Origin of the sequence: Paraburkholderia sp. GAS38 (assembly GCF_050434965.1) — a bacterium.
Classification (GTDB): domain Bacteria; phylum Pseudomonadota; class Gammaproteobacteria; order Burkholderiales; family Burkholderiaceae; genus Paraburkholderia; species Paraburkholderia phenazinium_A.
This window is the reverse complement of sequence record NZ_JBNDJO010000013.1, coordinates 185,567-198,267: the sequence shown is the minus strand read 5'-3', so window position 1 is coordinate 198,267 and position 12,701 is coordinate 185,567. Positions and strand designations below refer to the sequence as shown.

Annotated in this window: 11 protein-coding genes; 7 read left to right on the top strand and 4 right to left on the bottom strand. The window is 61.4% G+C overall.

Annotated features, from left to right (window positions below):
* Positions 1-141: 141 nt before the first annotated feature.
* Positions 142-846, top strand: coding sequence for a YceH family protein (locus tag P3T42_RS27330; RefSeq protein WP_429307781.1), 705 nt, complete (start codon positions 142-144; stop codon positions 844-846).
* 18 nt (positions 847-864) lie between these two features.
* Here the strand turns inward: P3T42_RS27330 and P3T42_RS27325 are convergent, their stop codons facing one another.
* Positions 865-1,149: a hypothetical protein gene (locus tag P3T42_RS27325; RefSeq protein ID WP_429307780.1), complete on the bottom strand. Its 285-nt coding sequence runs from the start codon at positions 1,147-1,149 to the stop codon at positions 865-867.
* A 261-nt stretch (positions 1,150-1,410) separates the two neighbouring features.
* On the opposite strand from P3T42_RS27325, the gene P3T42_RS27320 reads away from it, so the two are divergent.
* Positions 1,411-2,313, top strand: a complete 903-nt coding sequence (locus P3T42_RS27320) for an endo alpha-1,4 polygalactosaminidase (RefSeq protein WP_253189978.1) — start codon at positions 1,411-1,413, stop codon at positions 2,311-2,313.
* 47 nt (positions 2,314-2,360) lie between these two features.
* Here the strand turns inward: P3T42_RS27320 and P3T42_RS27315 are convergent, their stop codons facing one another.
* Positions 2,361-3,227 (bottom strand): hypothetical protein, encoded by an 867-nt coding sequence (locus P3T42_RS27315; RefSeq protein WP_143788219.1) that lies wholly within the window; start codon positions 3,225-3,227, stop codon positions 2,361-2,363.
* Between the two features lie 286 nt (positions 3,228-3,513).
* A complete protein-coding gene (locus P3T42_RS27310; protein ID WP_429307779.1) occupies positions 3,514-6,000 on the bottom strand; it encodes a penicillin acylase family protein in 2,487 nt (828 codons plus the stop codon).
* A gap of 545 nt (positions 6,001-6,545) precedes the next feature.
* On the opposite strand from P3T42_RS27310, the gene P3T42_RS27305 reads away from it, so the two are divergent.
* The 5 genes from P3T42_RS27305 to P3T42_RS27285 all read left to right on the top strand — a co-directional run bounded on the left by P3T42_RS27305 (position 6,546) and on the right by P3T42_RS27285 (position 11,277).
* Positions 6,546-7,505: a hypothetical protein gene (locus tag P3T42_RS27305; protein ID WP_429307778.1), complete on the top strand. Its 960-nt coding sequence runs from the start codon at positions 6,546-6,548 to the stop codon at positions 7,503-7,505.
* Between the two features lie 114 nt (positions 7,506-7,619).
* The gene (locus tag P3T42_RS27300; protein ID WP_429307777.1) at positions 7,620-7,757 is read left to right on the top strand and encodes a hypothetical protein; all 138 of its coding nucleotides are present in this window, start codon (positions 7,620-7,622) and stop codon (positions 7,755-7,757) included.
* Between the two features lie 115 nt (positions 7,758-7,872).
* Entirely contained in the window at positions 7,873-8,439 is a 567-nt protein-coding gene (locus tag P3T42_RS27295; protein ID WP_429307776.1) for a cysteine hydrolase family protein, read from the top strand.
* A 188-nt stretch (positions 8,440-8,627) separates the two neighbouring features.
* Positions 8,628-10,541, top strand: a complete 1,914-nt coding sequence (locus P3T42_RS27290) for a CPBP family intramembrane glutamic endopeptidase (protein ID WP_429307775.1) — start codon at positions 8,628-8,630, stop codon at positions 10,539-10,541.
* A gap of 94 nt (positions 10,542-10,635) precedes the next feature.
* A complete protein-coding gene (locus tag P3T42_RS27285; protein ID WP_429307774.1) occupies positions 10,636-11,277 on the top strand; it encodes a LysE family translocator in 642 nt (213 codons plus the stop codon).
* Here P3T42_RS27285 and P3T42_RS27280 read toward each other — a convergent pair.
* Positions 11,204-12,625 carry a carotenoid oxygenase family protein gene (locus P3T42_RS27280; protein ID WP_429307828.1) on the bottom strand — a complete coding sequence of 474 codons (1,422 nt, stop codon included), beginning with the start codon at positions 12,623-12,625 and terminating at the stop codon, positions 11,204-11,206. The two genes, P3T42_RS27285 and P3T42_RS27280, sit on opposite strands and share 74 nt — an antisense overlap.
* Between the last annotated feature and the right edge of the window lie 76 nt (positions 12,626-12,701).

Below are 12,701 nucleotides of genomic sequence, written 5' to 3'. Positions count from 1 at the left end.
GTCATGCTACCCGTTGTTGCCGGACAGCGCGTGTTTTGCGGTGGCGGGTAATCTGATTATGATGTGTGTCTCCGCCCGACATTCCCGTCAGGCGCACGATCACCGCGTGCCTTCCAGGCGCTGCCCGTAGCGATGTCACTTATGAACTCTACCCCCGATGCTGTTCCGCGTCCCGCCATGCGTCCTCTGACGCCAGTCGAGGCGCGCGTGCTCGGTGTGCTGGTCGAAAAGCAGCACACGGTGCCGGACACCTACCCGCTTTCGCTCAACTCGCTGACCTCCGGCTGCAATCAGAAGACGGCGCGCGCGCCGGTGATGAACGTCACGGATGCCGAAGTGCTCACTGCTATCGACGGCCTGAAGCGTCTCAGTCTGGTGCTGGAAGGCAGCAGCAGCCGTGTGCCGCGTTTCGAGCACAACCTGAATCGCGTGCTGGGCATTCCCAGTCAGTCGGGTGCGTTGCTCACGGTGTTGATCCTGCGCGGTCCGCAGACCGCGGCGGAATTGCGCCTGAATACCTCGCGCCTGCATGACTTCGCTGATATTTCGTCGGTCGAAGTGTTTCTGGATGAACTGGCGGCGCACGAACCGCCGCGCGTGGTGAAGTTGCCGCGCACGCCAGGTGAGCGCGAGAATCGCTGGGTGCATCTGCTGTGCGGCGAAGTCAGCGTGAGCGAAGCGTCTTCGCGTGGCGTCGTGGAAGACGCTACGCCCTCTGCCGAGGTCGAGACGCTCAGCGCGGAAGTGAAGCGTCAGGGTGAGGAACTGCTGCGCCTTCAGACACTGGTCGAACACATGGCCGCCGAACTGGGTATCAACCTCGACAAGTTTGCGCGCGAGCCGTAAAGCGCATTCGCCGACCGGTCAGTCTCCGGGAAAATCCGCGAACGGGTTACCCGTGTCTTTCGTTTCGGTGCTCAGGTTGTATTCAGCGCGTACGGCCTTGAGCACTGCGGCGATGTCGCGATCGAAACCGGCGGCATTGCCGAAGTGCTTCATGTCCCAGTTGCAGCCGCTTGCGTCGGGCTCCTGAAGCTGCGGCCGCGGCACGCGAATCCTCACGCCGTCTTCGACGATTTCATGCAGTCGATGCAGCCGCCGGTTCACCTCCTGCTGCAACTGCGATGCGTTGAGCGTTTTGCGTATCATCGAAATCTCCTTTGGATTGCCCTTGCGAGTGTATCTGGTGTCGCGCTGCTGCCCACCGCGCGTGCTACGCTCCGGGAAAATCCAATCAGATCAACCATGCGCTCATTATCTTCTCGTTGTTGGCTCGGGGCTGCGCTCCTTGTTGCGGTACTGTCAGGCGCTTGTGGTGGCGGGGGCGGTGGGGGCGGCGGCAGTGGCCAGGCATCGAGCGGGACGTCCGGCAGTTCCACCAGTTCCGCCAGCAGCAGCACCAGCACGGTCGTGCCTTCGGGGTCAACCAATGTGACGATCGCGGCGGCTCGCAATCTGCCGGCGTCGCCGGTCTGGGCCGTCTACTACGGCACGGCTGCGCAAACCGATATCAATCAGCTCGCCTCGAGTTTCAACGTGATCGTGATCGACGCCGATCCGGGCACCGGCACCCCCAACTTCACGCCCGCGCAGATCACCGCGCTGAAGGCGCATGGCGCGAAAGTGCTCAGCTATCTGAATGTCGGCGCCTGCGAGACCTGGCGAACCTATTGGACGACGGTGCCCACCGGCTTCGTCTCCTGCGGCGCGAACCAGGCGGCGCAACTGGGCCAGTACAGCGGCTACTCCAACGAGTACTGGATGAACGTCGGCAACGCGGACTATCAGAACCTGATCGTCAACTACGTCGCGCCGCGCCTGGCGGCGACCGGCGTCGACGGCTTCATGCTGGATAACTTCGAGATCGTCGGCCACGACGCGAACGCCGCACAAGGTCCGTGCGACGCGAGTTGCAAGCAAGGCGGTCTCGATCTGGTCGCGCAGTTGCGCACGGAGTTTCCGAACGCGCCGATCGTTCTGAACGCGGCACCGACCTCGGCGCTCAACGGATCGAGTGGCGGACTCTCGTTTCCGATGCTGGTGGACGGCAACTTTGCCGAACAGGTATTCCTGCCCTCGCTCGACAGCTCGCTGCTGCAAACGCTGCAGACGTGGAAGAGTACCGAGGCGCAATTGCCGCGCAGTACGTTCTTCACGGGATCGCTCGACTATGTGAGTAGTTGCTCGGCGATATCGACCGCACAAAGCGGCTGGAATGCCAGCATTGCCGCAGGGCTGAGTCCGTCGATTGCGACCTCGGCGCTCAATCAGGTGTGCTGGTGGCCGTTTTTGCCGGCGCTGGCGTCGAACTGAGCCAGTGTATCGGGGAGGCGAGCGGGCAGAGGGCGCGCTGCTCCGGCTTATCCTTCGCTGTGTTCGATCTGGCTGTTAGCCGCGCGGATCTTTGCGCGCGCCGCCTTGGTTGCGTTATCTGCCGGCCAGAAATACAACACCCGGCCTTTGTCGCCTGGCCGCTTGCGGCCGTCGTGCGGCGCTTCGCGCTCCGCCACGTTGAAGTTGGCCGTGGCCAGATCGGGACGGCTGAGCGCTTCAAAGATGCTGGACGCGAGCCACGCAGGAATGAATTCGTCGCGGTTGGCCAGTCCGCAGAGCAGGGCGCTCAACGCCATGAGGGCAAAGGGAGCGCCGGCAAGAACGATCAGGAAGACCGTCAAATCCCAGGCGCTATTGAGCGTGAGTTCGCCCACGTTGATCAGTAGCATGGGAATCATCATTACCCAGAAAAGCAGCTTGCTGACCCACCAGAGATTTTTCATGAGGAGGGCGAAGCCGTATTTGCAGCTCGAATAGATCGACATCGCCGTCTGATCCGGCCGCGCGACTGCCAGCAAAGTCCCTTTCGCATCGACGACTGCGTTCACGTCGTCACCCTCGCTGAAGCAGAGGCCGCTCAGCATGGTGCGGTATTGCGTGCCGGCGATGGTGATATCCATCAGATAGAGAAAATCGGCGAGCGCCGTGAGTTTGACGGTTTGCGAAGCCGCACCGCGGGCCGTCTGATTCAACTGATCATAAATGCCCGATAGATAACGATTCTGCCAATGGTTCATTACCGCCATACCGATTTTTCCGCCTAGCGCGAAAAGAATCGGTGCAAAGATTCGGGCCAGCATGCCGGCCGACGGCTGGCCGGCCGTCTGAAGGCTCACGGGCACACGCTCCATGGAGGTGATTTTCCCATGTATGACGCATAACTGATCGGACATCACTGAAACCTTTTTCGGGGTGTAGTGACAGATTTGGGTTAGCGCTGCCGCGCGTGGTAGCCCTTTGCGAACCGGAAGTTTATCCGAAAGACCGTTTGTTTATATAACGGTATGTAAGGGAGATTCATTAAACGCGAATTTAAGCGAATTGAATTTATGCAGGATAGGAACGCCAGGTAATAGAGAGTAATAAATCCGGCTGTCTATTTCGCTCTACATTCCACTCGACCCGAGAGCGGAATGTAGAGATGGATTGATGACCGCGACGTTTGATCGGGTTGCGTAGTCAACGAACCTGCGGCACCAGTTCAAGCCGATGCATGGCTGCCCCCGGCAAGAACGGCGTGGCGTCGCCATGGACCCACGCTTCATGTCCCGCGAGGAAGTACGGCGACAACGGGTGACCGGATTGACCGCCCGGCATTTCAAAGAAGCCGTCCTGTTCGCGCCCCGGCGAGACGACGATCCGCTCGGAGGCCCCGAACGAAGGCGCTTGCACGCGCGGCATGTTGATGTCGCCCGGCAGCGGATCGTGCGGCGCGCCTAGGGAGGCGCGCAGCCATGGCAGCCACGCCGGCACGATCCGCGCGAACGGATGATCGATCGCCGCGCGATTGCGATCGCCCCAGCGCGCATCTTCGAGTTTCACGCCCGGTGGCAACTGCGTGATGGCATGGTCGATCCGGTCGAGCATGAACGCGCGCCAGTCGGCGCTGCCGTCCGGCACCCATGCGTGATGCGCTGCGAGCGCTTCCATGACCGCGTCATAGCGCGAACTCGCCCCGCGAAAGCCGAGCGGCGGCGTGTCCGGTCCGCTGCCGAAATGGGTTGCGAGGTCCTTGTCGAGCGGGCCGAACCAGGCGTCGTAGAGCGAGAAGTAGAACGCGCGCACGAGACGATAGCCGACTGCGTCCGCATCGGCGCGGCCGTTCCATCCAAGCACGAGGCGCTGGAATTCGGCGCGCTGCGGATGGTCGCGCAATGCGTCGGCGTCGAGCACTGAGAGTGCGAGACGCCGCCAACGATCGATCCATAGCGCGCGGTCGTCGGTCTGGATGGCGAGCATGTCACGCTCGTTGGCGCGCGGCAGCGCTAGCAGGTCGTCGCGGATCTGCGAGGCGCGCGCGCCGACGTCGGCGCCTGCGTCGCCGAGCAGCGCGGCTTCGGAAGCCGGCAAGGTGTGGTTGTTCGCCGTCCACAAACGCCCGAGCGGCGGGTCGATTCGCGACGGGTACGCATCCGGTGCGAGGTAGCCTTGCCAGCCTTGATAGGTAGCCGAATCAAAGGGCAGGTCGTCGACCGGGTTGTCCTTCGATGCAACCGCGGCGGGGTTCCAGCGCGGCAGCGGTCCCGCCAGCGTCCAGCCGATCTTGCCGTGCGAATCGGCCACCATGAAGTTCTGCGTCGGAATCCCGCTGGTCTGCGCCACGTGCAACGCGTCCGCGACGCTCGTGCTGTCTTCGAGCCGCTGCAGGTTGACGTTGACCGCCTGGGGATCGTGAGCGACCCAGTGCAGCGCATAGGCGTGTGAACCGACCACCCTCTCCGGGCCCCATTGCGTGTCCGCGACGGGCAGATCGACCGGCGTGCCGCCCTTGACGTCAATGCGTTCGTGGTGGACCACCGCACGTTGCCACGCGCCGCCGGGAGCGCGGTATTGCAGCGGATCGGCGGGATTGCGGTGCAGTTCGATCAGGTCAATGAAGTGGCCGTAGCTGTTAGTGAACCCCCATGCAACCTGGCCATTGCTGCCGGCGATGACGAGGGGTCCACCGGGCAGGCTGACGCCGGTAATGTGCCGTGGCCGACCGTCCGCGCCAGGCCATGTCAGCGAAAGCCGGTACCAGATGTTAGGCAGCGACAGGCCGAGGTGCATGTCGCTTGCGAGCAGTGCGCTACCTTGCGCGCTGTGGGCGCCGTCGACGGCCCAGCCGTTGCTGCCGATCATCGAATCGTCGGTGCTCGGGTTGCGGTCCGCGAGTTCGGTTCCGGGCAACGCGATGCTCGCGGACTTCGCGGCGTGCAACCAGTCGGGACGCGTGGCGGGCGGTGTGGCGAGTTCGACAGCGGGTGGCGTCGCGAGATCGAACGGTGCGTCCCAGTGACTCGCGGTGGGTAGCAGGAAGGCGAACAGATCGGCGGGGACGCGCTCGCGAAGGGCCGCGCGCGAAAGGATCCGGCTGACCTCGTGGGACTGGAGGTCGAAGTACATGGCGTAGATGACGAGCAGCGTGTCCTCGGGGCGCCACGCTGCCGGGTGCGTGCGCAATACCCAGTACTCGAAGGGGCGCGATGCGAGCGAAGCGAGTCCGTCGTTGACGCCGGCTGCGTAGCGCTCGACCAGCAGCCGCTGGTCGGCGGGCATCGCGTTGAGTACGATCTCGGCGCGCTCGCGGAACCGGCTCGGGCGATTGCTGCGATCGAGGTCGAGCGCGGCCGGCCCGATTAGCGCGGCCATCTCGCCGGCCGCGACGCGGCGCAACAGGTCCATCTGGAAGAAGCGGTCCTGCGCGTGCACGAAGCCCGTCGCGTAGGCCACGTCCGCGCGTGAGTTGCCGTGCAATGTGGGGACGCCGAGCGCGTCGCGTTCGATCGTGACTGGGGCGGAGAGTGTAGGCGCGGTGTGCGTGCCGTCGAGTTGCGGGAGGCTGGCGCGCAAGGTCATCCAGCTTGCAAGTGCAATCGCGACGAGGATCAGGACGAGCGCGTAGAACGCGCGGATCAACCAGGTCGCGCGCGGACGTTTGGAGGCGGCAGGTGTTGGGCGAATCATCGCGGATCACGGAGGTCGTGGTTTCAGCCTGGTGCGGCATGCCATGTCGGCGAGATGGCGTATGACCATAGCACGGGTGCCGTGTCGGGCATCGGAGGCGACGTTGTTTGATAGACGCAACGGCGTATTCGCGCGCCTCGATGATTTTCCGGCCGGTAAACAGCGAAACTTTATGCGTAAGGCCTTGATGTAGGCGAGATGTAAAACCGCGTGACTCGTTTGGCTCATCGAACCGTTAAAAGCGCGCTATATCCAGAACAATTCTGGACACCCACATCCGCATCGGATACTTTTGCCGCTGGGAAAAATTATTTAATGAATCGAGGCCATCCCACCTCGAAGAGGGCGACTGGCTATATCCATTCCGATAGCGTCCCGCCCTCTTAAGAAAATCAAAACGCATAAATACAGGTTAACGGGCAATCAAAATGAAAGATATCAAGCGGGCGGGGTTTGCCATCGCAATGGGCTTGTCGGCGTTACTCGCCGGCTGCGGCGGTGGAGGTGGAGGTTCCAGTTCATCATCAACGGCTAATCAGTCTTCATTGAGTGCAGATCAGCAGGCGTTTGAACAGTTCGCACTGGCGCCTAATGCCGTCTATAACCTGAGTTGGTTGTTGCCGCTTTCAGGTACACCCGCACCGAGTACACAATATTTCGTTGAGTCGCATGCATCGATGGCGGCCTCGCCGTCTACCGCAGGGACGCAGGCGCTTAACGGATCCACGCCCACCTCGATTGCGAATACGCTGAGTGTGCCGAGCACCACGTCCGTCTCGCGCTATGTGATCAACGGCGCCATTGTAGTGGGATCGGGTTCGCAGGACAGCGTGAGTTATCAAGGCACCGGTGTCAAAGTCAACGCGCTTGCCGCTGACGGCGTGACCGTTGTGGACAGCGTGATACGCAGCGGCTTCTCCGTGGTCCCATTGAGCGGCACCGTCGCGTCTGCTCCGACCGATCTCGCGCATTGGTTGAACTCGCTTTATTTCAATACGGCGCTGCTCAGCACGACGGCCACATGGAACTCGGGCGCCGCTTACGTGAAATACACGTCAACCGAAGTTGCCGACACCTACACGGTTGTCGACTACGACTCTACCGCAACGGCCACCGCAACCAGCACCACAACAGGCACCACCCCGGGTCCTGTTCCGGGCGGGACGACGATCGCCGGGTTGATGGCGAACGGTGGCATTTTCCTGGTCGACGACAACACGACTTACACGCTCAGCAACGGTAGCGTGTCGTCGATCAACGGTGTGACGACTTATGTCGCATCCGCCGTGCGGCCGAATCTGACGACGCCAACCTACCGGACCTTTTACGAGCTCAACGGCAACGTCTATGTCGGCAGCCTCGTCAAGGCGGGAACCGTTATCGGCGGCAACGCCTATCCGGTTGCGGTGTCCGGCGGAGGTTCGACGCCCAATTATTCGGAGCAGTATCAGATTCGCTTTAACGCCGCCGCTGTTGCGAGCTTGCACGCGGCAGTGACGTTCTAAAGCATCTGCACGCGCGGCCCACGCCGGTTCGAACGATTGGCGTGGGCTTGCACATGAACCGGCAAGTTGCATCAGACTGAAGCAGACCTAAGCGAGTCCCCAATGCACCCGAGCATGATCGTTGTTCGCAAGGCCAGCGCGGAGGAGCGTCTGCCGCTCTATCGCATGCTGGAGCTGTACCAGCACGACCTTTCCGACATCTGGGACCAGGACCTCGATGTTCATGGCGAGTACGGCTATTCCATCGCCTAGGCCACTCGTTGAAGCAACTTTCGCGGCAGAGCCGGTCTGAGCAAGCTGGCTAGCGAACCCCGAGACTTCCGCTCTCGCTATACTTCATCCACCATGCTCGATGAGGCTTCAGTCAATGCAGGTAACTTCGACTCACGGGGCAGTCCTTCTTTTAATCGACCTGCAACGGGCTATCGACCACCCCGACTGGGGTATTAGGAACAACCTCTCGGCGGAGCAGGAAATCTGCCGATTGCTGACCCGTTGGCGTGCTGAAAAATGGCCCGTCTGGCATGTGCGGCACGATTCTCTCGAGCCGGCGTCGCACTATCGTCCCGGGCAGCCTGGGAATGATTTCAAGCCGGAGGTTGCTCCGGTACCCGGCGAGCCGATCGTTCCAAAGCACACGAACAACGCTTTCATTGGCACGGGGCTCGAAGATCGCCTGCGTGGAGGCGGGCATACAACGCTCGTGGTGGTAGGCGTGATCACGAATAACTCCATCGAGGCGACGGTGCGAATGGCCGGGAATCTCGGCTTCGATACCTATCTCGTTCAGGACGGCTGCTTTACTTTCAACCGCATGGATTGGGATGGTCGAATGCGCAGTGCCGAAGAAGTCCATGCCATGTCGTTAGCGAACCTGGATGGGGAATATTGCACGGTGGTCTCAGCAAAGGAATTGTTGGGCGATGCGGAGTAGTGCCGGACCAGCAGCGAAGCCCGAATTCGTTTGTTGTGTTGTGCTTATGGCCAAGCTGCTGGCCGAGGCGTCCTACGAAGCGAAAAACATATCCATCGTGGGTTTTTTTTGACCTTCCCTAAAGATTTGCGTGCTAATGACGATACTGAGTAAGGTACGCTTGCATTGAGTGGACGCGAATCCGGACAGTGATCCACCCGGATGAAGTGCCTTCGCAATCCACGCGTCAGACCACCACGCAGTCGTCAAAAACTCAAACAATGTCCGCTCGTCACGCGCTTAACAGGCTTCCTGGCTTTCTGAAGATCGTCGTCATCGCCGCCTTCAGTGCGGTCTTGATCGATTACGCCGCGGCCGCGGGATCAACGGGCTTCGCGGTTGACGAGTTGCGTGTTCCAGACCATATCAGCGACGCCGTACTGAACGGCGAGAAGAGCGCCTACGAGCATGCGCTGGACGCCTATCGCGAGGCATTGCTTCAGCACCCCGCTGATGCGTCGCTCGCCCTGGCAGAATGCAAGTTCATCGAACGCTTCGCGTCCGCGGAGGATCTGGCCTGGAGTGATGCGGCGGGCAAAGACTTCGATGCCTGTGAGACGACGCTCGATAAACAGTTTTCGTCCGACCCTGAAGCAGCGCTATTTGTGCTCGAGCATCGCTTTGGTGCGCAAGCCGTTGCATACGGCGAGCCATTGGTCAAAGTTTCGAACAACTGGTCGACGGCGCAACGCGTCCGTTTGCACGCAGCGCTATCGCACGGCTACGAATTCGCCAAGAACGATACGCGAGCCGGCCAGGAGGCCTTAATCACGGTGCAGCTCGACCCGGGCAACGAACGCGTGATTGCTGCGATGCGCTATCTCGTGCAGACCAAGCGCGTCCGGGACGCGAGCAAGCTGCTTGCTGCCGCACCCGTCGCATCGAACTTCTGGCAGGAAACAGCCCGAATCAAGGCCGCAACGGAATTGTTGCCCGGCACCGAAGCGAGGGACGAGTTACGTCGCGCTCAACACGCCGGATTGAAGATCGACGCGTACACGACGGCGCGTGCTCTTCAGCATGTCGGCGATTCGGCGGGCGCCGAGGCCGTATTGAGCGCCGACGCCGCGTCGCGCAAATTCGAGTCCCCACAGAATCAGCAACTTCGTCTCGACGTGGCGTTCGACGCAGGCAACGCGAAGGCCGCCGCTGACGTCATTCACGACCAGTACACGAAGACACAAAATGCGACAGCACTGACCGGAGCGTATGCGCGCCTCCTGGATCTCGACCCAGCCATGATCGGCCGAACGGACTTGCGTCCGCTGACCTTTGGCCTGCTGTTCATGCTTGCCTTGACTGCGGCAGCGCCGGGAATGCTGCTGTTTCCAGCGCACTATCGTGGCACCGTCCGGCAACGGATCGGCAAGACGTCGATGCCGCTGTTTGGCCGGATCGGCTTGCGTCACGGGTGGATAGCGCTCTCGATCTATTTTGGCGTACTGTATTTCGTCACGGACTTGCATGCCGGCACGGCGTCGCTTTCGCCAACGGGTAGTGGCGTCTTGCGCATGGATTGGCAGAGCCGACTCGCGACGACCTATTTATGGGCGGTGGTGTTCTGCGCGCTTGGGCTCGCGTGGGCTGCCCGGTTGCTAACCTGGCGCGACTGGTTAGGTGGCGGCCGATGGAAGCGGAAATGGTTTGTGTGGCCGGCAATCCTTCTCGGCTTTGCTCTGCTCCATCCCGCCGTGAGCCTGCGCGGCATTACGCCGAAGGTGCCGCCCAGCGGGTGGCCGGTAGCCCTCGTTCACGGCGCCGAATCGGTTGGGGGCATTGCACTGGCGCTCTTCGTGTTGTCCGTGCTGGTCCCGATCGTCGAGGAACTGGTCTTCCGCGGCTGCTTGTTGGGCGGACTGTCGCGCCATATCAGTTTCGGCTGGGCCAATCTGTTGCAGGCCTTGCTGTTCGCGGCAATGCATCGGGACGTCTGGCACTTTGGTTACCTGTTCGCGATGGGCGCGGTGTCAGGGTGGCTGGTGAAGAAGACCAAGGGGCTGTCAATGTCGATCCTGTTGCATGCGCTCAACAATGCGATCTTCGTATTTACGGTCGTGCCATAGGATCGCGACGGTGCCAGGCTTGCCGTTTAACGCCTTGCCTCAGCAACTCTGTTAGATTAATCGCTTCGCGCCTCGCCGACACTTGTGACTCGTTATGTCATTCCAGAACTATTGGCTGTTTCTGCCCGCCTGCTTCGCCATCAACATGGCGCTCGGTCCGAACAACGTGCTTTCCATTTCCAACGGAGCGCGCAACGGCGTGCGGTGTGCCGTTCTGGTGGCGTTTGGACGACTGCTGGCCTTCGCGGTCATGATTGCAATCGCGGGCCTGGGACTCGGAGCGCTGCTGCTCGCCTCCGCGACGCTCTTCACGGCGTTGAAATTCGGTGGGGCGGCTTATCTTGTCTGGATCGGTATCAAACTCTTTCGCTCGGGTCCGACGCTTCTCGCGCGCCCAACCCAGGAGACGGCGGATGGCCGTGAGTCGTTCAACTTTCGTCAACTGGCGAAGCAGGAATTCATCGTGGCGGCTGGAAACCCAAAGGCGATTCTGGTTTTCACCGCGTTTTTCCCGCAGTTTGTGGACCGATCCGCATACGCAACCAGTTTCACCGTGCTTGGTTCGACGTTTCTCGTGCTCGAACTGGTGGCCATTTCCGTCTATGCCGTCATCGGAGCGCGCCTCGGAACCTTGGTGAGTAGTTCGCGAGGACTTCGCTGGTTCAACCGCGTGAGCGGCTCGACGATGATTGGCTTTGGCCTGCTCCTGGCATTCCTGCGGCGTCCGGCGACCTGACTGCGGTTGCGTTGACGCGGGATGCTATCGGCAGCCACGCGCCATGAAACCCCGCAGGAATCCGTCTAGGCAGTTGCACGGTCGCGATCGGAGCGCTTGCGATATCCCGGCCGTCGAGAATGACGACATCACTGGTATCCGTCGCACGACGGTAGACACAGACCAGTAGCCAGCCATCGTCTTCAGCGGCGGCATCGGGACGTGCAACGAACACCGGTTCGCTGTTCTGATCGCCTTCGGGAACGCGGTATCGCTGCATCGAAGCGTCTGCGAGATCGTAGCGAACCACACCGCGAATCTCGCGATTGGTCGGCTGCTCCGCCGCATAGGCAAAGCGATACGGTCGACCGGTCCGGCCTTCGTTGATACGAGGCAGTTCGATACCGGCATCGTCAAGCTGCGTTTCCGTCACCGTTCCGCGATCGAGGTCGATCACGTAACGCCACAGCACACCAACCGGGTTGTCCTCGAACGCGGCACCGCGATCCGCCACACGCAAATAGTGCGTATATCGCACGGCATCCAGAACGACCGTCGACGTACCCACGTCGTACGCATTCACCCCATGCTGGATAAAGCATGGCGCGATTTCAAACCAGCGAACCTCGCCGCCATGACGGGGCATGACGCCGATCCGCGCTTGACGCTCGTCATGCCAACGCAGCGGCATGCGATAGCCGCGCGATAGCATCGAGAAGTCATACGCGACGTTCAGGTCCAGCAAGATACTGCGGGTCGCCGTGATAGCCATGTCGTGCATCATCGACGCAGACGGCACGGCGATTTCAACGTCGACGCCTGGCGCACCGTCCGCATCCGTTACCCCGTAGCGCAACCACGGCTTTTGCCAATCGGCCCGAAACGTCATGAGTTCGCCCGTCTCGGGATCGACCTTGGGATGCGCCGTCATCCCGCCCGCGAGTCCTGGGTGACGGCGACTGGCTCCGAGGCTTTCGAGTCCGGCCGTCATCGCGAGTGGAGCGCCGCCTTCGGCAAGCGCCAATATCTCACCGGCGTGATGGAGCACGTTGACGTTCGGATTGGTGTCGAGCAGAGACGCCGCGATATCCGGCGCGTGCACCTCGGCCCATCGCTGTGTGCGAGCCCAGCGGTTGCGGTAGCCGGTGACGCGGCCGTCCTGAAACGAGATGCCGTGCCACATCGCAGCCTCCGGCCACCAGTTCAGCACGTTGTTTCCTTCGAAGCGACCCTGCAGCGGGTTCGGGCCATTGCGTACCAGCACGCCGTTCAGGTCCCGCGGAATCGTGCCCGTCACGCGGAGATCGACCAGGTCGATTTCATCAACGACGGGCGCGGTTGCGCCGGCATTCAGATCTAGTGTGGTCATGTCGGAAGTCATCGAGCTTTGAGTGGGCTCGAATTTATATCCGGGTAAAATTATTGTCAATAATACCCGGATAAAA